This is a genomic window from Pseudomonas azerbaijanoccidentalis, from assembly GCF_019145495.1.
Taxonomy (GTDB): domain Bacteria; phylum Pseudomonadota; class Gammaproteobacteria; order Pseudomonadales; family Pseudomonadaceae; genus Aquipseudomonas; species Aquipseudomonas azerbaijanoccidentalis.
The window spans coordinates 737,545-761,243 of sequence record NZ_JAHSTU010000001.1 but is presented as its reverse complement, the minus strand read 5'-3'; the positions used below and the strand labels follow the sequence as shown (position 1 = coordinate 761,243).

General features: G+C 59.6%; 17 protein-coding genes. 4 read left to right on the top strand and 13 right to left on the bottom strand.

Going from position 1 to position 23,699, the window contains the following annotated elements; translation table 11 throughout:
- The 9 genes from KVG88_RS03220 to KVG88_RS03180 all read right to left on the bottom strand — a co-directional run bounded on the left by KVG88_RS03220 (position 1) and on the right by KVG88_RS03180 (position 12,116).
- Positions 1–2,796, bottom strand: a complete 2,796-nt coding sequence (locus KVG88_RS03220; RefSeq protein WP_217870306.1) for a malto-oligosyltrehalose synthase — start codon at positions 2,794–2,796, stop codon at positions 1–3.
- Positions 2,793–4,871, bottom strand: a complete 2,079-nt coding sequence (malQ, locus tag KVG88_RS03215; protein WP_217870305.1) for a 4-alpha-glucanotransferase — start codon at positions 4,869–4,871, stop codon at positions 2,793–2,795. The genes KVG88_RS03220 and malQ overlap by 4 nt, the downstream gene beginning before the upstream one ends.
- Positions 4,868–6,664 (bottom strand): malto-oligosyltrehalose trehalohydrolase, encoded by a 1,797-nt coding sequence (gene treZ, locus KVG88_RS03210; RefSeq protein WP_150700563.1) that lies wholly within the window; start codon positions 6,662–6,664, stop codon positions 4,868–4,870. Before treZ ends, malQ begins: the two co-directional genes overlap by 4 nt.
- 12 nt (positions 6,665–6,676) lie before the next feature.
- Positions 6,677–8,263, bottom strand: a complete 1,587-nt coding sequence (gene glgA, locus KVG88_RS03205; RefSeq protein WP_217870304.1) for a glycogen synthase GlgA — start codon at positions 8,261–8,263, stop codon at positions 6,677–6,679.
- A 561-nt stretch (positions 8,264–8,824) separates the two neighbouring features.
- A complete protein-coding gene (locus KVG88_RS03200; protein WP_150700561.1) occupies positions 8,825–9,778 on the bottom strand; it encodes a D-2-hydroxyacid dehydrogenase family protein in 954 nt (317 codons plus the stop codon).
- Between the two features lie 14 nt (positions 9,779–9,792).
- On the bottom strand, positions 9,793–10,815 hold the full coding sequence (locus KVG88_RS03195; protein WP_217870303.1) for an alpha/beta fold hydrolase: 1,023 nt from the start codon (positions 10,813–10,815) through the stop codon (positions 9,793–9,795).
- 83 nt (positions 10,816–10,898) lie between these two features.
- Complete coding sequence (locus KVG88_RS03190) at positions 10,899–11,333, bottom strand: YqaA family protein (protein WP_217870870.1); 435 nt, start codon at positions 11,331–11,333, stop codon at positions 10,899–10,901.
- On the bottom strand, positions 11,333–11,779 hold the full coding sequence (locus KVG88_RS03185; RefSeq protein ID WP_150700559.1) for a DUF411 domain-containing protein: 447 nt from the start codon (positions 11,777–11,779) through the stop codon (positions 11,333–11,335). Before KVG88_RS03185 ends, KVG88_RS03190 begins: the two co-directional genes overlap by 1 nt.
- Before the next feature lie 196 nt (positions 11,780–11,975).
- Positions 11,976–12,116 carry a hypothetical protein gene (locus KVG88_RS03180; protein WP_191630424.1) on the bottom strand — a complete coding sequence of 47 codons (141 nt, stop codon included), beginning with the start codon at positions 12,114–12,116 and terminating at the stop codon, positions 11,976–11,978.
- A 156-nt stretch (positions 12,117–12,272) separates the two neighbouring features.
- Here KVG88_RS03180 and KVG88_RS03175 point away from each other — a divergent pair, with 156 nt between their 5' ends.
- Positions 12,273–12,461 (top strand): hypothetical protein, encoded by a 189-nt coding sequence (locus KVG88_RS03175; RefSeq protein WP_130907255.1) that lies wholly within the window; start codon positions 12,273–12,275, stop codon positions 12,459–12,461.
- Between the two features lie 20 nt (positions 12,462–12,481).
- On the opposite strand, the gene KVG88_RS03170 is transcribed toward KVG88_RS03175, so the two are convergent.
- Positions 12,482–12,853, bottom strand: coding sequence for a fe2+ zn2+ uptake regulation protein (locus tag KVG88_RS03170; protein WP_150700558.1), 372 nt, complete (start codon positions 12,851–12,853; stop codon positions 12,482–12,484).
- 249 nt (positions 12,854–13,102) lie between these two features.
- On the opposite strand from KVG88_RS03170, the gene pvdQ reads away from it, so the two are divergent.
- Positions 13,103–15,448 (top strand): bifunctional acylase PvdQ, encoded by a 2,346-nt coding sequence (pvdQ, locus tag KVG88_RS03165; RefSeq protein WP_217870302.1) that lies wholly within the window; start codon positions 13,103–13,105, stop codon positions 15,446–15,448.
- Positions 15,449–15,506: 58 nt separating this feature from the next.
- Here the strand turns inward: pvdQ and KVG88_RS03160 are convergent, their stop codons facing one another.
- Positions 15,507–16,511, bottom strand: a complete 1,005-nt coding sequence (locus KVG88_RS03160; RefSeq protein ID WP_217870301.1) for a FecR family protein — start codon at positions 16,509–16,511, stop codon at positions 15,507–15,509.
- 224 nt (positions 16,512–16,735) lie between these two features.
- A complete protein-coding gene (locus tag KVG88_RS03155) occupies positions 16,736–21,562 on the bottom strand; it encodes a dermonecrotic toxin domain-containing protein (RefSeq protein WP_217870300.1) in 4,827 nt (1,608 codons plus the stop codon).
- A 241-nt stretch (positions 21,563–21,803) separates the two neighbouring features.
- On the opposite strand from KVG88_RS03155, the gene KVG88_RS03150 reads away from it, so the two are divergent.
- Positions 21,804–22,844, top strand: coding sequence for an Ldh family oxidoreductase (locus KVG88_RS03150; protein WP_150700554.1), 1,041 nt, complete (start codon positions 21,804–21,806; stop codon positions 22,842–22,844).
- A 117-nt stretch (positions 22,845–22,961) separates the two neighbouring features.
- Here KVG88_RS03150 and KVG88_RS03145 read toward each other — a convergent pair whose 3' ends face one another.
- Positions 22,962–23,279 carry an ElaB/YgaM/YqjD family protein gene (locus KVG88_RS03145; RefSeq protein ID WP_150700553.1) on the bottom strand — a complete coding sequence of 106 codons (318 nt, stop codon included), beginning with the start codon at positions 23,277–23,279 and terminating at the stop codon, positions 22,962–22,964.
- 164 nt (positions 23,280–23,443) lie between these two features.
- Between KVG88_RS03145 and KVG88_RS03140 the strand changes: the two genes are divergently transcribed.
- Positions 23,444–23,698 (top strand): hypothetical protein, encoded by a 255-nt coding sequence (locus KVG88_RS03140; protein ID WP_075945077.1) that lies wholly within the window; start codon positions 23,444–23,446, stop codon positions 23,696–23,698.
- Position 23,699 lies beyond the last annotated feature (1 nt).

The window sequence follows — 23,699 nt, the reverse complement described above, 5'->3', positions numbered from 1 at the left end:
TCAAGTGTCGGTAGTTTGGATAAAGAGATTGACCGGGAAGTCCCCCAGCGCAGAGCTGATCAACAGCTCCCTGTTTTTTGTGACTGCGGTGCCAGAAAAAAGTCCCTTCAAATTTTCGTCAGCGCTCACGAATGGCAAGTGAATCCGCGTATCGCCCCACTGCGGCGCGCTCACCTGCGGGACGGCACTGTTTTCCAGCAAGGGCGCGCAACGGATCGGTACGACCACAATGACCCGCGTGCCCTCAAGTTCCCGTACAAACCCCAGCACTCGATGAGCGTGGCTGCCCGTGATTTCCAGAGCCTGGTACGTCCCCCGTCGAAACAGCTCGGCGTGCTCGGCACGCAGGTTCAAGGTGCGCGCAATCAAGGCTTGCTTGATGCGCCCGTCGCGCCAGTTGGCCAACAGGTCGGGCAGGTCCGCGTGAGACTGCAAGGCCTGCTGGCGGCTGGCGTAGTCCACGGCACGGCGGTTGTCCGGGTCGACCAGGGAAAAGTCCCAAAAGTCGTTGCCCTGATAGAGATCCGGCACCCCCGGCACCGTCATGCGCAGCAAGGTTTGCGCCAATCCGTTGAGCGCGCCGGGCACGGCGATGGCTTGCGCGGCTTTGCCCAGCGCCGAGCGCAGCAACTCGCCCTCAGGCTTCAACAACAGGTCGTGGATGAAAGCCTGCATCGCTTGTTCGTAGGCATCGTTCGGCGCGCTCCAGCTGCTCTGCAATTTCGCTTCCCGCAGGGCTTTTTGTTGCCACTGCCACAGACGTTGGGCGTAGGCCTCCAGGGCCGGCTGATCATCGGCCTTCAACTCAAGCGGCCAACTGCCGAGCAGCGCCTGATAGACGATCAGTTCATCACCCGCCGAGGGCACTTGATCGTCGTTGCGCAGGGGGCGGGCGAGGGCGCGCCACAGCCCGATCTGGTCGGCATACCAGGCGCTGCGCTCACTGAGTACAGCCAAGCGCCCGCGGCTGTCTTCGCCACGTTTATGGTCGTGGGTGGCGGTGGCCAACAAGTTGTCCGGGAACGTGGCGAGGCGATCCATGCAGGCTTGATGAAACTCAGCCGGCGGCGCGCTGAATTGTTCGGTGCTGAAGCCGACGTCATTGCGCGACAGCAAGACGGCCGAACGATAGAACGCGGTGTCTTCAACGGCTTTGGCTGCCGCGGGTGAGGTCAATTGCTGAAACCGGACGCAGGCATGTTTGAGCCGTTTGCGCTGGCGACCCGGCGGGCATTTGCGCCACGGCTCGCCTCCCAACCAACCGGCGAGGCAATCGAGCACGGGCCAGTCGGCTTCGCCCAGTGTCTGCCGTGCACCGTCCATGGCCTGCTGGAAAAACCGCTCGTCCTCGGCCGAGCGCCCGAGCGGGCTGATGTAAGTGCGGTACACCGGGAAATGCACGATCAACGCCTGCAACGCCCGTCGAATTGCACCGAGGGTCAGGTCGCGTGTCATCAGGTCGTCGCGGGCCACTTGCAGCAAGGCCTGGGCGACACTTTCGAAATCGCCGGCCAGGGAACCATTGAGAATCTGTTGACGCGACAGCTGGGTTTCCTGGCGGAAATCCGCAGGGCGTTCGCTGTGCCGCTGCCACAATTCGCCCAAGGTCTGCTCACCTTGAGGATCGTGTTGCAGCAACGACAACTGGTTCATGAATTCGTAACCGGTGGTGCCGTCCACGGACCAGTCGCGGTGCAGGTGCTCGCCTTCGCCAAGAATTTTTTCGACATAGATCGGCAGATGCCGGCCCGGCAACAGGCGATCGACACGCCGCCGCAATTTGCGGCAATAGCCCCTCGGGTCGGCCAGACCATCGATGTGATCGATGCGCAGGCCGTCGATCAAGCCGTCGGCCACCAGTTGGAAAATTTTCGCGTGGGTCGCTTCGAACACGGCCGGGCGCTCAACGCGCAGCCCACCCAGTTCATTGATGTCGAAAAAGCGCCGCCAGTTGATGTCGTCGGCGGCGGTGCGCCAACTGGCAAGGCGATAGCTTTGGCGTTCCAACAAGTTATGCAGGCGCTGAAAGCCGCTGGTGGTTTTCGAGTCGAAAGCGCTCAACTGTTGTTCGATGGCGGCAAGCATCGCGGGTTCGCTGGCCAGCGTGCGCAGTTCTTCTTTTAGTGCGATTGCCAGGCTATGGGCATCGGTCTGGTAGCTCAGCGCGCTGAAACGATCGGCAAGGGCTTTCAACTGTTCGGCCTGATCGGCAGGCAACGACGTGTCGACCCTGAGCAGGTCACCGTAGTCCGAAGGGCAGATCGGAAAATGATGCTCGTAGTGCTCGACATGGAAGGCGCCATGCCGCGCATCGAAACGCAGGGGCAGGGTGCCGTCCTGCAGGGCCACGCCGTAGTCGCTACCGAGGAATGGCAGCAACAACTGGCCTTCCATCAACGGATCGGAGGAGTGCCATTGGATATCGAAGAATTCACCGTAGGGGCTCAAGCGTCCCCATTCCAGCAAGTCCAGCCACCAGGGATTGTCGCTACCGCCGACGGCCATGTGGTTGGAGACGATGTCGAGGATCAACCCCATGTTGTGCCCGCGCAATGCGTTGACCAGGCGCCGCAACGCGGCCTCACCGCCCAGTTCCGGGTTGACCGTGGTCGGGTCCACCACGTCATAGCCGTGCATCGAGCCGGCGCGGGCGCTCAGCAGGGGCGAGGCGTAGACATGGCTGATCCCGAGGCGGGCGAAGTACGGTACCAGCGGCACCGCATCGTCCAGGGTAAAGCCTTTATGAAATTGCAGCCGCAGGGTGGCCCGTATGGGCAGCATTGTCATTTGATTCATTGGTCACGCTCGGCCGCCTGAAGTCGCGCGCAGGCGAGCAGTTCCAGACGCCGGGCTGCGTCGGGGTGATCGAGCAGCGCTTCGCTGTAACCGGGCAGGCGTCGCGACCAGTTGGGGTGGGTGTCGATGGTGCCGGGCAGGTTGGCCTGCTGTTCGATACCCAACGCGTCTTCGAGCGGCAGCAAGACCAAGGGGGCCCGGGTGTGACCAAGGAAACGCACGCTGGCATCGAGCACCTGATCGGTCTCGTGGGATTCTTCGCGGAAGTTCTGCGGGTCCTGGCTCAATGTCCGGCGCAGGCCTTCGCGCTCGCGCTCGCGATGCTGGCGCCACTCGATTTCGCCGCTGGCATCGACCAGGCCCAGGCGCGCATTCCAGTCGATGTCACGGCCATGCCACCAGCCATTGAGAGTGGGCAGGTCGTGGGTGCTGGTGGTCGCCAGAGCGTTGTCCGGCCAGTCGAGGATCGGCTTGAAATGGGTGTTGTCCTGCTCGAACAACAGCACGCGCATGCCGAGCATCGAGCGGGCGATGAGTTTTTCCCGCAGGCCGTCCGGCACCGTGCCGAGGTCTTCGCCAAGGACGATGGCCTTGTGGCGATGGGACTCCAGGGTCAACAGGCGCAGCAGGTCATCAACCGGATAATAAAGATAGGCACCATCGGCGGGCGATGCACCGTTGGGGATCACCCATAAACGCTGCAAGCCCATGACGTGGTCGATTCGCAAGCCACCGGCGTGGGCAAAATTGGCGCGCAGCATTTCGATGAACGCGCGGAAGCCATTGCGCACCAGACCTTCGGGCGAAAACGCCGAGATGCCCCAACCCTGTCCGGTGCGATTAAGAATGTCCGGTGGCGCACCTACCGTCAGCGCGGCGAGCAATTCATCCTGGCGGCTCCAGGCCTGGCTGCCACCGCCATCGGCTCCCACCGCCAGATCGGCGATCATGCCGATGCTCATGCCACTGCTGCGGGCGGCGGCCTGTGCACGTTCCAGGCAGCGGGTGATCAACCACTGGCAGAAGGCGAAGAAACCAATGCGCCCGGCATTCTCTTCGGCAAATTCCGCCAGGGCTGCGCTGCGCGGGTTGCGCCATTGTTCCGGCCACTCACGCCAATCGAGATTTTCACCATTGGCGGCCCGCGCTTCCTGGATGGCTTCGAAGCGGCAATGGTTCTCCAAGGCTTCGCCACCGGCATGACGAAAGCTGCTGAAGTCGGCGTGCAGCGGATGTTCGCCTTGCACGAAACCCTCGTACAGCGCCTGCAACAGTTTGTGTTTGGTCTCGGCGGCGGTGGGCCAATCGACCAGTGGCTGCTCTTCAAGGTGCTTGAGTTCGGCGCCCAGCCCTGTGGCATCAATGGCGGCGCGCATTGCCCGCTCACCGAGAATGCTCCCCGGCGCGCAGTAGAGGCTGTTGAGAAACAAGCGGCTGGAGGGCGAGTAAGGGCTGTAGCGCTGGGTATCGCTGCTGAACATCGCGTGCAGCGGGCTGATTGCCAAGGCTTCGGCACCGCGCTCACCGGCGACCCGCGCCAGATCTTCCAGCGCCTGGGTATCGCCGAAACCGCCGTCGCCGGCACGCCGCAAGGCGTACAACTGGACACTCAGGCCCCAGGTGCGCGGAATCGGGCTGTCGACCGCATCGCCGACGCTGTAGCAGCGCTCCGGGGCCACGGCCAAAGTGAACGTTTGTCCATCGATGGCGACGTGCTGATAACCGACAGGAATCAGCCCCGGCAGAATCGCCTCGGCATCGAGTTTCAGGCTCAGGCGTGCGCCGTCTTCGAGGTGGATCTCGCAAGGCGTAAGCGGCTGGAAGTAGCGAGCCAGATCGAGTCCGCTGCCAACATCCACGGTCATCAAGGGAGGCAGGTGCAGGGTTTCCTGTACCTGTTGCAATTCTTGCAGGCTGGCGTCGATTTCCTGGGCACTGCCGGCCGGGTGGCCGAGGCCGGTGAGCACGTTGCGCAACACGGAGGGTGCGACTTTTTGCGGGCGGCCATTGGCGTCGATCCAGTCGACTGCCAGGCCGGCGCGGCTTGCAAGGATTTCAAGTTGCGCATCACTCATTGGCGCTCTCCATCAAGGGGTAGCAAAGGGGTTGCGGCCGTGAGGCTGACAATCGCGCAATACGGGGGCAGGGTGCCTTGTTGCAGCTGCCTGGCTGACTGTGGCGGGTGCTCGAACAGCCACGTAGCGTCGGCGGGCAAAGTGTGTGGCACCGCTGCGCTGCCGAGGTTCAGATCGATGCGCAAATGACTGCCATCGCCCAACCGCCAGCCAGCACTTACGGCACCGGTAGCCAATACGCTGGCGCCCAGCGCCTGGGCGCCGGGCAACCTCGGGACAATCTGCCGATGGCGGATCTGCAGCAGTTGCCGGTACAGCGTGTGGATCGCTGATTGCCCGTTGGCTGACAGCGTCGGACGTGATGCTTCAAACGTCTGCGGGGCATTCGGATCGGGGATCTGCTCGCGAGTCTGCGGATCAGCAAACGCGCTGAACGCTGCAAACTCGTTACGCCGTCCTTCACGCACCAACCGCGCCAGTTCGCCGTGGTGGCTGGTGAAAAACAGGAAGGGCTGCTCGGCAGCGAACTCGTCGCCCATGAACATCAACGGGATCATCGGCGACAGCAACAACAGTACCGTTGCCGCTTTCAATGCGTCGGGATGGGTCAGTTGATGCAGGCGTTCGCCGAAAGCGCGGTTGCCGATCTGGTCATGGTTCTGCAAAAACAGCACGAAGGCGCTGGGCGGCAGGTGCCCGCTGGGTTCGCCGCGAGCCTCGCCGTGGCGGTTGATGTGGCCTTGAAACACAAAGCCCTGACTCAAGCAGCGGGCCAGTTGTTCGGTGGGGTTTTGCGCATAGTCAGCGTAGTAGGCGTCGGTTTCGCCGGTCAGCAACACGTGCAGCGCATTGTGGCCGTCGTCGTTCCACTGCGCGTCGAATCCTTGCTCCAGCAAGCTGGCCTGATTATGTTCGTTTTCCACCATCAGCCAGGCATGCCGTAACGGATCGATCTGCTGACGCACCCGTTGCGCCAGTTCCTGGAGGAAATCCGGGTCTTCGATGGCATGCACGGCGTCTAGCCGCAGACCGTCGAAGCGGTACTCCAGCAGCCACATCAACGCGTTTTCGATGAAGAAGTCCCGCACCTCGCGCCGACGAAAATCAATGGCCGCGCCCCACGGGGTGTGCTTGTCCTCGCGGAAGAAGCTTTTGGCGTAGCGATGCAGGTAGTTGCCGTCCGGTCCGAAGTGGTTGTAGACCACGTCGAGAATCACCGCCAGGCCAAGGCCGTGGGCAGTGTCGATCAGGTGCTTGAGTTGTTCAGGTGTACCGTATGAAGCCTGGGGCGCATACGGCAGCACGCCGTCGTAACCCCAATTGCGCTCACCGGGAAATTGCGCGATGGGCATTAGCTCAATGGCGGTCACACCCAATTCCACCAGGCGCACCAAGTGCTGCTCGACGGCCGCAAAGCCACCCAGCGCACCAACGTGCAACTCGTAGATCACCGCTTCGTTCCATGGTCGCCCCAACCAAGTGCTGTGTTGCCACTGATAGGCAAGCGGATCGACCACCACGCTGTGTTGGTCGATGTCGCCGGCCTGGGCACGGGAGGCTGGGTCGGGCACTTCAATTTCGCCATCGATGTTGTAGCGATAGCGCGTGCCAGCCGGGCAGCGGGTGTTGATCACGAACCAGCCGTCAGCCTGAGGCAGCAACGGCAAGGACTGTCCATTTTCCAGTTCGACACTGACGTAAAACGCATCTGGCGCCCACAACGCGAATCGCGTGTGTTCTGCGTCCAGCTTGATTGCGCCGTGGGGCCAGGTCTCATGGGTCCGTAACGGCATCTCTTAAACCTCTTACTGTTTGTGCGATTTCCCCAAGGCCTTGGCCACCAATTGTTCGTAGAGTTCGGCATAGGGTTCGACGGCTTTGCACCAGTTGAATGGCGCCGCCATTGCCCGGCAACGCATGGCATGCAACAAGCCCGGGAAGGCAAAGACCTTGAACGCGCGGCTCAGAGCTTCCTGATAACTCTCCACCGTGGATTCATCGAACAGGAAACCGGTCACGCCGTTTTCAATGGTGTCGGCCAAGCCACCGGTATTGCGCGCCACTGGCAGAGAGCCGAAACGTTGGGCGTACATCTGGCTCAAGCCGCAAGGTTCATAGCGCGACGGCATCAGCAGAAAATCGCTGCCGGCGAACATGCGCCGGGCATCGGTTTCGTTAAAGCCGATGCGTACGCCAATCTGCCCGGGGAAGCGCAAGGCCAGCTCGCGCATCGCCTGTTCTTCTTCCGGCTCGCCACGGCCGATGATTGCAATCTGGCCGCCGGATTTGACGATGTATTCCGAGACCGCTTCGGTGAGGTCCAGGCCTTTTTGGTAAACCAGGCGCGAGACCACGGCGAACAGCGGGCCTTCGGAGTCTTCAAGGCCAAACAGCTCGCGCACATGGGCGGCGTTGGCTGCCTTGCCGTCCCAGTCGCCGATGCTGAACGGGCAGAGCAGGTGTGAATCCGTGGCAGCGTCCCAGCTTTCATCGATGCCGTTGGGGATGCCGCTGAGCAAGCCTTGCTGGGTTTTGGCGGCGAGGAAACCGTCGAGACCGCAGCCGAAATCCGGGGTAGTGATTTCCTGGGCGTAGGTCGCGCTGACGGTGGTGATGTGGCTCGAATAGGCCATGCCGGCCTTGAGGAACGACATCTTGCCGTAGAACTCCATGCCTTCCTGCTGCAACGCGTGGTGGGGGATGCCCAGTTCGGGGCAGGAGCCCAGGCTGGTCACGCCTTGATAAGCCAGGTTATGAATGGTGAACAGTGTCGGGGTGCGTTGCCCGCGCCAGTGCATGTAGGCGGGCGCGAGGCCGGCCGGCCAGTCGTGGGCGTGCACCAGGTCCGGGCACCAGTGAATTTGCGCGAGGTTGGCGGCGATATCGGCCGCGGCCAGACCCAGCCGGGCGAAACGAATGTGGTTGTCGGGCCAGTCGCGGCCATTGTTGGCCCCGTATGGCGAGCCTTCACGCTCGTAGAGCTCAGGGCAGATCAACACGTAGATAACCAGACCGTCGGGCATGTCCATGCGCCCGATCTTGCACGGTGGCAAGGCGGCATGGCCGCCCAGCTCACCGATGATGTGAATCGGATTTTCGCTGTGCAGCACTTGCGGGTAACCGGGAATCAGCACCCGTACATCGTGCAAGTGCGCCATGGCCCGCGGCAGCGCGGCGGACACGTCACCCAAACCACCGGTTTTCACCAGATCGGCGATTTCCGAGGTCACGAACAATACTTTTTTCTTGTTCGGATTCTGGCTGGCCACCGGGGTCAGCGACTTGGTACCGGGAACATTGATCGATTGGGCAGCGGGGGCACTCACGGTGCTGGACTCGCCGACATGCTGGTGAGCACGTTCTCCCTGAATATCTAAAGCCGCATTGATCATATGAATCTCCCGTGTTGTTGATCTAGTTCTTAGGTCTGGCAAACGGTATTTCGTGGCCAGTCCCTGTGGCCGGGCGCTAACGCGCTACGCATCAGTGAGCAAGCGCTGCCCAATGCGCTGAAGCAGAATGGGTGGATTAGCCATTGCAAGGATTGCACCAGTCGCAACGCACCTACCTTTCAGTCGACCGACCCTGTGCGGCAAAAGTTTCGACTTTTTTTCCACTTTGTGACCGGCCGGTTTCGCCCCGCAAAAATGAGCCTAGACCAGAACTTAGAGCGGGAGAGGCCAGATGGCAAAATTGTTCGACAATCGGTTTAACGAGGTACGGATGTGCCGGATTGCGAGGCGAACGCACCGACGAAGTGCAGGTTTTTTTGAGAAATTGGTAAGAAATGAAGCAGAACTGTCACAACGATGTGCGTGGGCGAACAGTTGGCTTGCACCATTACGGTGCATGATTTGGCTTCAGCGGTCCAGGCAGGCTAGCCGCCACAGTTTTTCGTAAGCACGAAAAAATCTGTGGGAGCTAGCCTGCTAGCGATGAACGATAACTCGGTATCAGTTCAGCAACCGGATCGGCTTTCCGGCAGCCCAAGCCTGTATATCTTCAATCATCTGCGCAAAAAACAAATGGTAGTTCTGCTGGCTGACATACCCCACATGCGGCGTGGCCAGCACATTGTCCAGGGTCCGGAATGGGTGGTGAGGCGGCAACGGTTCGACATCGAACACATCCAGCGCCGCCCCGGCGAGTCGTTGTTTCTGCAACGCCTTGATCAGCGCGGCCTCATCGACAATTGGCCCGCGTGCGGTATTGACCAACAGCGCCGTGGGCTTCATCCAGCCCAGTGCTTCGGCATTCACCAGGCCGCGCGAGCGGTCGCTGAGCACCAGATGGACAGACAGCACGTCCGCCTGTTCGAACAATTGTTGCTTGCTGACGTAGGTCACGCCGAACTGCGCGGCGCGCTCTTCGGTGAGGTTTTCACTCCAGGCAATCACGCGCATGCCAAACACCTGGCCGAACTGTGCCACCCGTTGACCGATGCTGCCCAGGCCGAGAATGGCCAGGGTCTTGCCATGCAGATCGCCACCGAGGCCTTGTTGCCAGTGGCCTGCGCGCAGGGCATTGGCTTCGGCGACCAGGTTGCGGGTGGCGGCCATGATCAACGCCCAGGTCAGTTCTGGCGCCGCGTGCTTGTAGCTGTCGGTGCCGCACACCTGAATGCCCAGCGCCGCTGCGGCCGGGAAGTCGAGAGCGGCATTGCGCATGCCGCCAGTCACCAGCAGCTTCAGCTTGGGCAAGCGTCGCAGCAGGTCTTCGTCGAATCGCGTGCGCTCGCGCATCACGCAAATCACTTCGAACGCTGCCAGGCGCCGGGCCAGGGTTTCGTTATCGGCAGGGTAGTCGTGGATGAAGCTCACCTCGCCGACGCCCTCCAGTGCCGACCAGTCAACCACGTTGCGCGCCACGTCCTGCCAATCGTCAATCACTGCAATCTGCACCGCCATCAGCCTTACCTTAATTAACGCACGGGGTTGGTTTTGTTCAGCCAGTCGAGCAAGGCCTTGTGGAATTGCGCCGGTTCTTCCATCTGCGGGGCGTGGCCCAGGCCCGGGAATTCCACCAGTGTCGACTGGGGAATGAGCTTTGCCACCTGCTTGCCGAGTTCGTCATATCGGCCGATTTTCGCCTTGACCTCGGGAGAGGCGAGGTCTTTGTTGATCGCCGTGCTGTCTGCCGTACCGATCAACAACAGGGTCGGCACTTTCAGGTCCTTGAATTCGTAATACACCGGCTGGGTGAAGATCATGTCGTAGATCAGTGCCGAGTTCCATGCGACCTGAGTCTTGCCCGGGCCTTTGGCAAGGCCGGCGTACATGTCTACCCAGCGGTCAAACTCCGGCTTCCAGCGGCCGTCGTAGTAGGTGCTGCGTTGATAGTCATGAATGCCTTGGGCGTTGACCTTCAGTTCGCGCTCATACCACTGATCGACGGTGCGGTAGGGCACGCCGATGGCCTTCCAGTCTTCCAGGCCGATGGGATTGACCAGCGCCAATTGTTCGACCTGATCGGGGTATTGCAGTGCGTAGCGGGTGGCAAGCATGCCGCCGGTGGAATGGCCGAGCAGGGTGGCTTTCTGGATGCCAAGGGCTTTGAGCAATTGTTGGGTGTTGCTCGCCAGTTGCTGGAAGGTGTACTGGTAATGCTCAGGCTTGCTGGACGTACAGAAACCGATCTGGTCCGGCGCGATGACCCGGTAACCAGCGTCGCTCAAGGCCTTGATCGATGTTTCCCAAGTGGCCCCGCAGAAATTCTTGCCGTGCATCAGCACCACGCTGCGGCCGTTGGCCTTGCCATGGGCGGCGACGTCCATGTAGCCCATCTGTAGGGATTTGCCTTGGGATTGAAAGGCGAAATGCTTGACGGTGTAGGGGTATTCGAAGCCTTGCAGTTCAGGGCCGTAGGTCGGCCCTTCGGCCGCAAAGGCCGGAAGTGCGGCGGTCAACAGCAGGCCGGGCAGCCAGTTTGAGCGGGTCAGGGGCATGGGTGAACTCCATTGGAAATCCGCCGATGCTGAATCGGCATGATTAGGGCGACATTAAACAGGCAATCACCATCACGGTTGGTTCAACCCATCCAGCCCACAGTGGCCAGCGCCAAGACGCCGTAACGGGCGCCTTTGGCCAAGGTTACGATCAGCAGGAACCGCCCCAATGGTTCACGCATCACGCCGGCCACCAAGGTCAACGGATCACCGATGATCGGCAGCCAACTGAGTAGCAGGGACCAGTGTCCATAGCGTTGATAGTGGATTCGGGCTTTCTCGAGATGGGCCGGGCTGACCGGAAACCAGCGCCGGTCACGGTAGCGTTCAACGGCGCGGCCCAGCCACCAGTTCACCACCGAGCCAAGAACGTTGCCCAGTGTCGCCACCGCCAGCAGTCCCCATAGCCAATACCGGTCGCTGAGCAGCAACCCGACCAGCAACGCTTCGGACTGCAGAGGCAGCAACGTTGCGGCGCCGAAGGCCGCGGCAAACAAGCCGAGGTAAGCGCAAAAAATCAATGGGCGGGGTAGTCCGCCACGACCACATCGGTGCCGTCCTTTTTCAGGCCGATGACCTGGTAGGCGTCGCTCATGCCGTCCATTTCCATGCCCGGCGAGCCCATGGGCATGCCGGGAGCGGCCACCCCGAGCAGGTCATCGCGTTTGCTCAAGGCCAACACCTGATCGGCCGGAACATGGCCTTCGACGAACTTACCGTTGATCAAGCCGGTATGACAGGACGCCAGACGCGGTGGCACGCCGTGCTGTTGCTTGAATTCGCTCATGTTGGCTTCGACATGGTCTTCGACCTTGAAGCCATTGGCTTCCAGATGGGTGATCCATTTTTTGCAGCAGCCGCAATTGGCGTCGCGGTGAACTTCTATCGGAATCAGGTCGGCGGCCTGGGCCAGGGAAGAAATGAACAGGGCGCTCAGGGCAGCCAGACGCAGGTGGGTTCGCATATCGGGATGGGCCTCGGAGTGCGGGCAAAGGAGCGCATTTTGACTAATTTTGCCGGCTGGACCTTCAAGTTGTGTTTCGAAGTGCTACAGAGCCGGGCAGTCTGATCATCGTAGATCAAAGCTGACAGGCAGATGAGGGGGACATTACAAAGTTGTCAGGTCTGTAGCCGCTGGCTGCGCCAGCTGCTACAGGATGTTAGCGGTGTGGGTAGTAAGCGGGTCCGCCCCGGTCATCGTAATGGTGGCCGCCGTGCCCACCGCCGTGGGGGAACACGATGCAACCGCTCAGGGAAAGCAGGGCCAGCAGGGGAATCAGCAGTGTGATTCGACGCAACATTTGTAAATCCTCATGGTTAACGCCGCAATGAAGCTAAAACTCTTCATCGGCTGTAACATGAGACCCCGTTTGCAGCCGCGCATCCCCGGAAAACGGTAGAGGCTTGGCATGCATCTGGATACAAAGCGGATACATTTACACGTTCAGGAATTGGTAATGACTCAGTCGCAGCGTTTGAAATACTCGATTCTGATCTCCCTGGTGGTGCTGGGGATCATGTTTGGCCTTTCGTATTTGCAGAACACCGGCGTCATCAGCGAAAAACTGTTCCAGTACATCGCCATTGGCGTGGCGGTGGTCGTGGTGGTCATCAATGGCGTGATGCGCCGCAAGGTCAAGCCCTGAGCCGCGAGGCCCAGGCCTGATCAATCGTTGTGCAGCACGGCGGCGGCCCGCGGGTCGAGGCTATAGCTTTTGTCCGGGTTGAGGACAATCACGCCTTCGCTGCACAAACGTTTCAACACTTCGCGCACACTCAAAAAGGACAGGGGAATATCCAGGTCCAGCAGTTGGCTGTGCACGCCACGCACGCCCAGGCTACGGTTGCTTTCGGCAGCCGTCAGCAAGGCGTCGATGACTTTCAAGCGAATCAGACTGGTTCGCAAGCCAAAGCTTTTGAGCAGGAAGCGAATTCGCTCGTTGCCGTGGCGCTCGGTACGCTGGTCGAAAACACCGACCCCAATGGAAGTGCCCTTTGGCGCGTTGCTACCGTCCGTTGGCAGATGCGAGTTGTACATTGCAAAACTCCTTTTCAGAGCCTGATCAGGAAAAATTGGGCGCTCTTACCTAACAAGACGTATGAGCCACACAAATCATGAAGACTTAAATGTAGAAATTTTGTCGTCGTGATGTCGCCGATCTGTAAGACGCCCTTTGGCGTGCGGTTCAATCGCCTAAATTTTTGTCGTTTGCTTCGTCCTTAAATGGATGCGCAGTGCGTGTCGGTACGCAGAACTGTGGCCATCGTTTTTCGATCAGGAGCGAGTGTGATTATTTCCAGCCAGTTAACCAGGTTGAGCCTGGCGGGTTTGTTTCTGGGGCTGAGTCTTGCGGCGAACGCGCGCAGCCAGCCTGAGCAGGCCAGTGCCGAGATCCGCCGGACCAGTTTCGGCGTCCCGCACATTCGTGCCGAGAACGAGCGGGGGCTCGGTTACGGCATCGGCTATGCCTATGCTCAGGATAACGTGTGTTTGTTGGCCAACGAGATCGTCACGGTGAACGGTCAACGCTCGCGTTATTTCGGCCCGGACCAGTTCACGGTCGAAGAACGTGAAAACCTGGTCAGCGATCTGTTTTTCACTTGGTTGAACACGCCGCAGGCCGTGAATGCATTCTGGCAGGCACAAACCCCTGAAGTGCGTGAGCTGATGGAAGGCTATGTGGCCGGCTATAACCGCTCCTTGGCGGAGCGTCGGGGGCTGGGCTTGCCGGCGCAATGCCAGGGCGAATGGATCCGGGATATCAGCACCACCGACTTGGTGAAGTTGACCCGTCGTCTGTTGGTCGAAGGCGGGGTCGGGCAGTTTGCCGAAGCGCTGGCGGGAGCCACACCTCCGGCTGCGGTCGCCGCCGACGCTGGTGATCAGGCGCCATTCCAACTGGCCGATTCGCGCATGCAACTGTTTGCCCTCGACCGTGGCAGCAATGCGGTGGCCGTGGGTAGCGACCGCTCTTTCAACGGTCGCGGCATGTTGCTGGCCAACCCTCATTTTCCGTGGGTCGGCGGCATGCGTTTTTACCAGATGCACCTGACCATCCCCGGCAAACTGGACGTCATGGGCGCCGCTTTGCCCGGCCTGCCGCTGATCAATATCGGTTTCAACCAGCATCTGGCCTGGACCCACACCGTGGATTCGTCCAAGCATTTCACCCTGTATCGCCTGCAACTCGATCCCAAGGACTCGACCCGCTACCTGCTCGACGGCAAGTCGCTGCCGATGAACAGGCAAACGCTGACGGTCGACGTGAAACAGGCGGACGGTACGGTCAAGGCCATTTCCCACGTGGTCTACAGCTCGCAGTTCGGCCCCGTCGTGCAGTGGCCCGGCAAGCTGGATTGGGACAACCAGTTCGCCTACAGCCTGCGTGACGCCAACCTGGAAAACGATCGGGTGCTGGCGCAGTGGTATGCGATGAATCGCGCCGAGAACCTTGAAGCGTTTCAGTCCAGTGTCCACAAGATCCAGGGCATTCCATGGGTCAATACGCTGGCGGCGGACGACAAGGGGCAAACGCTGTACATGAACCTGTCGGTGGTGCCGAACGTCAGTGCCGAGAAGCTGGCGCAGTGCAGTGATCCGCGCATTGGCCTGCAAATGATCGTCCTTGATGGCTCCAACGGCGCCTGCGCCTGGGACATCGATCCGCAGGCGGCGCAAAAGGGCATTTATGCGGCAGCGAATCTGCCGCAACTGTTGCGCAAGGATTTTGTGCAGCATTCCAATGATTCGGCGTGGATGGCCAACCCGGCGCAACCGTTGACCGGTTTCTCGCCGCTGATCAGCCAGGACAGCCAGCCATTGGGCCTGCGCTCGCGTTTCGCCCTGGATCGACTGGGTTCACTGGCCAGGGCTGGTACGCTCGGCGCTGCGGACCTGCAACAGATGGTGATGGACGATCAGGTGTATCAGGCGGCGCAAGTGATGCCGGACCTGTTGCAGTTCTGCGCGGCCGACCTGGGTACCGATGCAAAAACACTGGCGCCATTGTGTGCCAGTCTCAAGGCGTGGGATGGCAAGGCGAATCTGGACAGCGGCCTGGGCTTCGTGCATTTCCAGAATGTAATGGAGCCTTTGGAGCAGGCGCCGGATGTCTGGCGTGTAGCGTTCGATGCCAAAGACCCGCAGCACACGCCTCGCGGGTTGGCGGTCGATCGCCCGAAAGTCGCGCAAGCGCTGAGGCAAGCAATGCTGGCCTCGGTAGAGCAGGTGAATGCTTCAGGGCTGAAGCAGGACAGCCGCTGGGGCGATATTCAGGTGGTTAGCAGCGGCGGCCAGCAAACCCCGATTCACGGCGGGCCGGGAACGCTGGGCGTGTACAACGCCATCCAGAGCGTGCCCAGAAGCGATGGCAAGCGTGAAGTCGTCAGTGGTACCAGTTATTTGCAGGTGGTGACGTTCGATGAGAAGGGGCCGCAGGCTAAAGGGCTGTTGGCGTTCTCGCTCTCCAGTGATCCGTCTTCGCCCTATGCCCGGGATCAGACCCTGGCGTTTTCGAAGAAGCAGTTGAGTGTGCTGCCGTTCACCGAGCAACAGATCAAAGCCGATCCGCACTATCAGGCGCACACCATTCGCACACAGGATGAGAAAGCGGGGAAGGTGGCCGCACAGTAATCAACAAGGGCTTGCTACAAGCATGAAGAAGGCCGCGCCCCGCAAGGGTCGCGGCCTTTTAGCTTTTCGGCGGTTGTTGCGGGATGGAGTTGAGGACAGGATTGCCCTCTTTGTTGCGCGTCAGATAGACAGGCAGCACCTTGGGCAAGGTCGCCACCAGTGTATTGAGTTCCTTGATGTTGTAGATGCCACCGATGCGAATGGCGCCGGTACTGTGGTCGGCGACCATTAACGGGGTTTCCAGGTAACGGTTGATCATCGGCAGCGCATCGCTGAGCGCGAGGTCGTCGAGCACCAGTTTGCCGTTGAGCCAGGCCAGCGAGTTGTCGTTGTCGTAAGTCTGTCTGATCCGCGGAATGTAATCGCCGTGGCGATAACTGGCCTGCATCGACGGGCCAAGCCGCAAACCATCACCCGGCAGGTCGTCATTGCTGCTGACCAGCACCGAGCCTTCGATCAGGTTCACTTTTACCTGATCTTCGTACATCCACACGTTGAACTGGGTACCGGTGACGCGAATTTTACCTTCAGCTGCCTTGACCACAAACGGGTGGCGGGTGTCGTGGGTGACGTTGAAAAAGGCCTCGCCTTTTTTCAGGGTCACCCGACGCTGATCCTTGTAGTTGCTGTAGGTCAGCTCACTGCCCAGGTTCAGTTCGACCTTGCTACCGTCATCCAGGGTGACCTGGCGCACGTTGTTGGTTGCCTCGAAATGCTGGTACGAATTAGGCAACCAGCCCAGGTTCCAGCCGCTGTAGGCCGCCAGGGGCAAAGCCAGTGCGCAAACGGCAGCGGCCATGCCGAAGGTGCGCCAAGGTGTCTGCGCTTTGACCCGCACCATCGGCACGACCACCGGTTCCGGCCGAGGCAAGTCCCCGGCGACATCCCAGATTTCCAGCATGGCTTCGTATTCGAACGCATGCAGCGGGTGAGCATCCAGCCATTGCTCGAACGCCAGACGCTCCTGCGCCGTGCAGTCTTCGGCGTGCAAGCGCATGCACCAGTGCGCTGCGGCATCGGTGATGGCGTCGAATTCGGCTTGCGAGAGAGAGTGGTCGGTCATTGACTCATCCTGATTTCCGCCATTCTAACCTTGAGGGCTGCCTGCGAGAACATCTGTCATGGCAATTACCCATCAAAGTGTACTTATTTTTCGCTGACGGCCTCAAAAACACGTCGGCGGGCCGCAGTATCCACAATGGGCGTGAAAAATTGATCAAATCGTCGCTATGGGTTTGATAGCCCCAGCGGGTGCACAGAAGCCTGATCCTGCGCACCCCGCGGTTATCAGGGTGTAGACACTGCAACCGGGTCCAACTGTCGACCCATCTGGCAAATCAGGTAAGAGAGTGAGTCGGCGTTGAGCAGAATGATGTCAGCGCGCGCGCTCGCATCCTTCGGGTTCCTGAATGCAATGCGGGCATCTGCCATTTTTGTGCTGGCGGTGGCTTTCAAAATCGCCTTGCCGATGTGTTCGAACTTTGGAATTGAATCAAGGTCGATCCAGGTTTTCAGCTTGGCGTTCCAGCGGGCGAACAAGGCGTCGTTCGGCGTCGCCAGCGACAACGCTTCTCGCTGGAAATTTTCCTGGCTTTTTTTCGTGGCTGCGCCAAAACCGGTGATGGGCGCGATCAAATCACTGAACGGTCTTCTCGCTTCCAGGTAAGAAATATCAATGGCTTTGGAAAAAAGGTGAGCGAACTCGTGAATGAGGATCGCAGCCTGAGCATGACCGTTCACGTCGAACGGCTGCGTCAGGATGGGCTTGTACGCGTCGAGTTGTTGGTTGAAGAACTTTTCGGTGAAATGCACATGCTTGCGTGCATCCTCCTCGACGACGAAAGCGCTGGTGTCTTGTAACCCGCCGCGACTTGAACCGACGATAAAACGTTCGGAGTCCAGCAATTCTTCGTTAGGGTCTACCAATGCCTTGCAGACGGGCACAATGGCGTTTGATATTTTGTCGAGCAGGTTTGTATCGACGACGGTGGTATCAAAAAAGCTTTTGAAAAAACCTTCCAGCCGGGTCCCTTGCGGGTGTTTTCGAACCTGGGCGAGGTTATGCAGGCTGTTGAAGGCGTAATAGCGGGCCATGTCGATGGCCTGCACAATCTGGCGACCCTTGGCTGGATGCGTGGCGCGTATGTTGGCCATGCCCCGCGCCTCGATGTTCAATGCCTGGCTGACTTCGAGGTCTGCTACAAATTCGTTGACCATCTTCGACATGGCCTTGCCGAAATGCACCGTATGTCGTTCAGGGTCGAGCACTAATTGGCCGGACGCAGTGGCGAGCAAGGGCGGTCCGTCGTCGTTCTTGCCGATTTGCCAGGCATCATCGGGTTTGACCACGCCATAGACTTTGCCCGCGACCGGGGCATAACTCAGTTTGCTGACGGGGTCCGCGTAGGTGCCAGTGGCCTTGTCCCGGGTCAAATTCTTGAGGGCGACGGTTGAGTCTTCAAAGGGTTTGAGGAGGGTGCGCGACGGCTCTGTGGGCTTGATGTTTGACCATTGCGGATCAACGACGGTGGGCTCTGTTGGTATGCCCTGAGCGGTTTGCGCTGATACCTGCTCCGAAACGATCGAGCCCTCTAAAGACAACCTGCCTACCGACACCATTTGCACGGTGCCGGCAATGAAATATTCCAGAGCGCGTTTCCAGTGATGGTCCTGTAGCGCTTGAGCCGAGTCCTTGAAGTCCTTGAAGCTTTGCCACAAAAATTGCACGTAGGCGAGCTTGCCCGGCAACAGGCCGGAAATGATCTTGATGCCCGAGCTGAACAGGTTTTTCGCGGCTTCCCAATCGATCTGCCCGGTGGTTTTGGATTGACTGCCGAGCATTTGCGTCAAGAGTAGCGTGTTGTCGCTGTATAGCTGCTCAAGGAGGTTGCCGCCGATAGGCGTTGAAGCAAAGGTGATTTCGCTGAGCTGACCCAGGGTGGCCTTGAACAAGTTGCTGAAGGTCGACTGTTGATCATCGGGCAACCGTCGAATAACCAGATTTTGCAGCGGGCCCGGCATGTTGATTGCTGCGACAACACTGGCTTCATTGTCGAACTCACTGAACACGGCGCCCGCATGGTAAGGCGCATACAGGATGTGTGGCCCTTCATGCCCGCTGCCCGGACCGATCAGGTACAGGCCCAGTGTTTTCACGGCGGTGGCGCCGGCTGTTTTGATCAGTTCCAGCGGCCTGACGATGGCATGGGCATCCTTGACCAGCGCGCGGGCGACGGCGTCCGGCATGTCCAGTACCTGACTGATCAGATCGAAAGCACTGGCGGACAGCCGATGTTGCAGTTTCAGTGCATGGGCATGTTGCAGCAGTTGCCAGGGGAGTTGCTGAACGAAGCGCAGTTTTCGACTGATGGCGTCTTCGCTGGTGCCGGTCAACGTTTCGGTTACTTTCCTGGCGTAGGTACTCGATATGTTCAGCGACCGTAAAAGCTGTTGGACAGCTGTCTGATTCAGGCCATCGGGCAGGGCTGTAGTGGTGCCGGATGCGACTTTGAATCCGCTGCCTTGGGCAATGTTGACGTGGTTCAGGGCAAACTCGATCAGGGTCTGCGCGGGGCCGGCCAGGGCGAGCTCAGGGGCTATTTCAATTTGGTGTGGCCCTGGCAGCGTTCCGGTGTATCGGCTGGCAAGCAAGGCTGTCAGTCGCTCCTGGACATAGGACGCCAGCGTTTGTATCCCGTGCAAATAGTCTTTGTCGTCGCTGACGCTGTTGCGGTATTGCTCAAGCAACTCCAAGTGCAGCTGTTGTTCTGAAAGCGGCGCCATACCCAGCCAGGCGGGCAGTGACTGGCGCAAGGCGACGGCTTTCGAGACTTGCGTGGCCCTGCGCAAATGACTGGCAATGGCCGAACTTGTGAGCTTTTTCAGCGCATCTTGTTCCTTGGATTCTGCCAGCTTCAGGGATCGTACGTGCTCGCAGACCGCCAGGAAATGATCGATGGAATTCTGCGCAAGATGGTGCAGCACATTGCCTTCGATCAATCGAAACGAGTTGAGCGAGTAGCGCTGGTGGAAGTGACGTTGGCTAGGGGTGAGGTTTTCCAGCAGCCGCAGGCGCTTGCGAGGATCGAGCAGATAGCGGCTCAGCGTCTGTTTCGCGGCGTTGAGCGAACCAAAGACCTCAAGACCGGCGGCCGGCGTCCACGCAATGGCTCTGCCGGAATGTTGATTGTCGAGGCCGCCACGCTCGGTCATCAGCAGGCAATTGGCCAACGGCAGGACATTGTCTTGCCCGGTGCACTCAAGGATCAGGGAGTAAGCGTCGGGCCGAAAGCCATTGTTGACGCGACGGGTCTTGCGATCCGCTTGGTCGGGGTTGAAAACGGTTGCGACGATGGCCCTCTCGGCCTCCCCGAGTGTGAGGTCGAGTGCACGCTGGCTGGCTTCCCCACGTACACCAACGCAAAGGGCGTGGGCGAGTTGAGGTTTGAGTTTTTCCAGGTACACCCGTTGCAGCGCCAAAGAGGTGAGTGGCTGGCCGGCAAACTCTGCGCTGATCAGCGCGTTGACATCGTTCAGGGTTTTCACAAAGGCGGCGGTGCTTTCGGCCCGTACGATTGACGGACGCTGTTGGCCGCTCAGCACTGGCCGCGTACTCCAACGTCCCTGGGCATCGAGTGCCAGCAATTGCTCGCTGATCATCGAGCGAATGTCCAGCGCCTTGTCAAACAAGGCATGAATGTCCATCGCGAAATCACTGTGCCGCAGCACCTGCAGGGCGTATTCCATATTCTGCAGTTGTTTACCAATGATCGATTCGAACAGGGTCGTAAAGATCGAACCAGAAATCACCTCACCGGTTACGTGTGGCCGATCAAAACCGAGGAACCGGTTACGTTCCTCCAGGCTCAGCAATCCATAGAGTTCATCTTCGTGACCACTTGCGCGGAATTTGCTCAGGAGTGTGGCTTTGAGGTCTTCATAGTCCTTCAAGACCTGCAAGCCGAATGTCGGGGTGTAGAGGCAGGCATTCGAATGGCTGATCATCAGCGAGCCTGCCAGCTCTATATAGTTGGCCTGGTATTCCCACAGGCGTACGGTCTCCAATGTGAGTCCCTGGGGGAGATGGGCAGTGGGTTTAAACAACGTGTGCAGGGACTGGCTCTGTTCGGAACTAATGATGCCGGACTCACGCTTGAGCCATATATCGGCTCGCGCCTTTTCAGCGATCGTCCGGCTGAAAAACGCGCGACGGGATGCGCCATCTCTGCTTGCACCGTCCCAATGATTTTGCAGTTTGGTGTTCAGCGACGAGACAAGTTTGCCTGAAGCTGTTTTTACCGCGCGCTCCCATTTTTGCTGGTCGTTGCCGGTGTTGGTTGTTTGGGGGTGGGAGAATTCAGGCTGTTGCCCGGCTGGCCAGTGTTGATGGCGGTAGTAATGTAGAACGGCGTCACTGAGTGACATGGAGCCGTGCCATTGTCGAACCTCATGACCGTCCTGCATGGCTTTATCGGCTGCCATGACCGAATAGAAACTGACTTGGGCCTTGCGTTGATCCAGGCCTGGAAATGACGGTTGCAGTAACTCATCGAGCACAGCATCGAGAAGGGCGCGCAGCGTCGGCAGTGCACTCAGTTCGTCGAGCATTGCTTGATCGTTCAGGCTCTGGCAATGCCGGATGGACGCGTGCTGGTCTTCGAACACGTCGCCATCAATCACCTCAAGGACCATGCTGATATTGTCGGCAGCGACCAGGGTTTTGCGTTGCGCCAGGGACATCAGGCTGAGCAGATCGTCGTCTTCGGTGGCAAGCTTGAGTTCGGCTTCGAGCCAGTCGGTCAGGGTTTTGACGGTGTCGAACTTCTTGATGCCGCCGTACGGGGTATAAAGAATGACCTCGTGATCATCGGGCGTCGTGCTCAAAGAAAAACTACCCGCCAGATTAACGGTTTCCAGCCCTTGGGCCTTGAGCAGGATGCGGTGGGCCAGCATGGGTGGGGTCTGTTGACTGCGCAGAAGCTGAGTGGCCAGTTGCACATGTTGCAGCCATTCGAAGTCTTCTTGCGTCAGCCCGTGGGTTTTTCCCAGCTCATCCCAGCGACCCGGGAGCTCAAGAAATTCGGCAAACAAAAGTGGAGCGGTAGTGGAGGGCATCGTTGAGTCTCATTGGCGACGCCGGTCAGGGCGCCGGTGGATGGAGCCTCAACTCTAAAAAACCGTGAGCGGTGCAAGGTGGTAGATAGTTATTGCCCGCTCGAACGACGTTTGTGAAGCCGGCACATCGTTGAATGATGTGGCGGTGCGATCTAAAAGTTGACAGGTCACACGCCGCACGTTGTTAATCGGCGGTCTACGTACGCTGTTGCCCCCTCCAATAATTAGTCTGGAGCTTCAGATGTCTGCGCCACACGATCATGTGTCTACTGCTGTCTCGCAAACCCTGTCCCTCGATGAGCTGACGGCATTGCTTGAGAAGATATTCCTGCGCCACGGCACTTGCGCCGACGTCGCGCGGGTGCTGGCGCAAAACTGCGCCGGTGCCGAACGCGATGGTGCGCACAGTCACGGGGTGTTTCGCATTCCCGGTTATGTCTCGACCCTGCAAAGTGGCTGGGTCAACGGCAAAGCCGTCCCGGTAGTCGAGGATGTGGCCAGCGGTTTTGTGCGGGTTGATGCCGCTAACGGTTTTGCCCAACCGGCGCTCGCCGCGGCACGGTCGTTGCTGGTGGAAAAGGCCCGCAGTGCCGGGATCGCGGTGCTGGCGATCCGTAACTCCCATCATTTCGCTGCGTTGTGGCCGGACGTCGAGCCGTTTGCCTATGAAGGGCTGGTAGCACTCAGTGTGGTCAACAGCATGACCTGCGTGGTGCCCCACGGCGCCGATCGACCGTTGTTCGGCACCAACCCGATTGCTTTCGCCGCCCCTCGGGCCGACGGTGAGCCGATCGTGTTCGACCTGGCCACCAGCGCCATCGCCCACGGCGATGTACAGATTGCCGCCCGCAAGGGCGAGCGGCTGGCGCCGGGTATGGGTGTGGACGGTCTGGGTCAGCCGACCCAGGACCCGAAAGCGATTCTGGAAGGTGGCGCGTTGTTGCCATTCGGCGGGCACAAGGGTTCGGCGTTGTCGATGATGGTGGAGTTGCTGGCAGCGGCGTTGACCGGAGGCAATTTCTCTTTCGAGTTCGACTGGAAAAATCACCCGGGGGCCAAGACGCCTTGGACCGGTCAGTTGCTGATCGTCATCGACCCGAGCAAGGCCGCCGGGCAAAGCTTTGCCGAGCGCAGCCAGGAATTGGTGCGGCAGATGCACGGTGTGGGGCTCAAGCGTTTGCCGGGTGATCGACGCCATCGCGAACGTGCCAAGACGCAAGCCAATGGTATTGCGCTGGACGCATCGACATTGGCCAATCTGCGAGTGTTGGCGGGACTCTGACGCTGGCAAAACAGGTACGAAAAAGGCGAGCACTCAGTTGTAGGAGCCGGCTTGCTGGCGATGGCGTCCTCAAAGGCCATCGTCAGCAAGCCGGCTCCTACACGTCGTAAGTGTGGATTAGCGCCGTGACAGCAACAGCCCGACCACCAGGCCGAAACCGGCCGACACCGCCACGGTTTGCCATGGATGACCGCCGATGTAGGTTTCGGTGGCTTCCACGGCAGGCTTGGTCCGGTCGCGCACGCTGGTCACCGAATCCCGGGCCTGCTGCAGTTTCAGGGCAATCTGTCCGCGCAGGGTCTCCGCTTCCTCCCCGACCAGTGACGCGCTGCTTTTGAGCAGTTTTTCCGACTCTTCGATCAGCGACTGAAGTTCGCTGAAGGCCTGATCCTTGATTTGATCTTCGGCGGCTTGTGCGGCGGTTTTCCGGGCCATTGAAGGACTCCTTGCAGATGAGTGAACAGTGAACAATGGAGTGTGCGGCGCTTGAAAAAGTTGCAGTGATTTCGCCTGCCGGATCAATCCCGAAGAAAAACCAGCGCAGGACGTTTCGTCCTACAGTGTAAGATGTCGGCTATTTTACGCAGCAGGAAATTCCCATGAGCTTCAATCTGGCCGACAAACCCCTTGCCGAGCGCGCTGCGCTTGAAGATGAAAAATCCCGTCTGTTCGAACTCTGGCAAAACAACCTGGGCAAAGCCAAGGGTGAAGCGGCGCGCTTGTTCGGCGAACGCGCCAAGCGCAAAGGCAAGTGGGCCGAGTGGGTCCGCGCCGAACTGGACGGCATGTCGCCACCGGAGTACTCGAACATGGTGCGCAGCGAAGTCAATCGCCTGATGGCCGCCAGCAAGTAAC

Bases quoted from the DNA above. Each gene is read 5' to 3' on its own strand.
- KVG88_RS03220 (WP_217870306.1), bottom strand. From the start codon at position 2,796: ATGAATCAAATGACAATGCTGCCCATACGGGCCACCCTGCGGCTGCAA.
- malQ (WP_217870305.1), bottom strand. From the start codon at position 4,871: ATGAGTGATGCGCAACTTGAAATCCTTGCAAGCCGCGCCGGCCTGGCA.
- treZ (WP_150700563.1), bottom strand. From the start codon at position 6,664: ATGCCGTTACGGACCCATGAGACCTGGCCCCACGGCGCAATCAAGCTG.
- glgA (WP_217870304.1), bottom strand. From the start codon at position 8,263: ATGATCAATGCGGCTTTAGATATTCAGGGAGAACGTGCTCACCAGCAT.
- KVG88_RS03200 (WP_150700561.1), bottom strand. From the start codon at position 9,778: ATGGCGGTGCAGATTGCAGTGATTGACGATTGGCAGGACGTGGCGCGC.
- KVG88_RS03195 (WP_217870303.1), bottom strand. From the start codon at position 10,815: ATGCCCCTGACCCGCTCAAACTGGCTGCCCGGCCTGCTGTTGACCGCC.
- KVG88_RS03185 (WP_150700559.1), bottom strand. From the start codon at position 11,779: ATGCGAACCCACCTGCGTCTGGCTGCCCTGAGCGCCCTGTTCATTTCT.
- KVG88_RS03180 (WP_191630424.1), bottom strand. From the start codon at position 12,116: ATGTTGCGTCGAATCACACTGCTGATTCCCCTGCTGGCCCTGCTTTCC.
- KVG88_RS03175 (WP_130907255.1), top strand. From the start codon at position 12,273: ATGACTCAGTCGCAGCGTTTGAAATACTCGATTCTGATCTCCCTGGTG.
- KVG88_RS03170 (WP_150700558.1), bottom strand. From the start codon at position 12,853: ATGTACAACTCGCATCTGCCAACGGACGGTAGCAACGCGCCAAAGGGC.
- KVG88_RS03160 (WP_217870301.1), bottom strand. From the start codon at position 16,511: ATGACCGACCACTCTCTCTCGCAAGCCGAATTCGACGCCATCACCGAT.
- KVG88_RS03155 (WP_217870300.1), bottom strand. From the start codon at position 21,562: ATGCCCTCCACTACCGCTCCACTTTTGTTTGCCGAATTTCTTGAGCTC.
- KVG88_RS03150 (WP_150700554.1), top strand. From the start codon at position 21,804: ATGTCTGCGCCACACGATCATGTGTCTACTGCTGTCTCGCAAACCCTG.
- KVG88_RS03145 (WP_150700553.1), bottom strand. From the start codon at position 23,279: ATGGCCCGGAAAACCGCCGCACAAGCCGCCGAAGATCAAATCAAGGAT.
- KVG88_RS03140 (WP_075945077.1), top strand. From the start codon at position 23,444: ATGAGCTTCAATCTGGCCGACAAACCCCTTGCCGAGCGCGCTGCGCTT.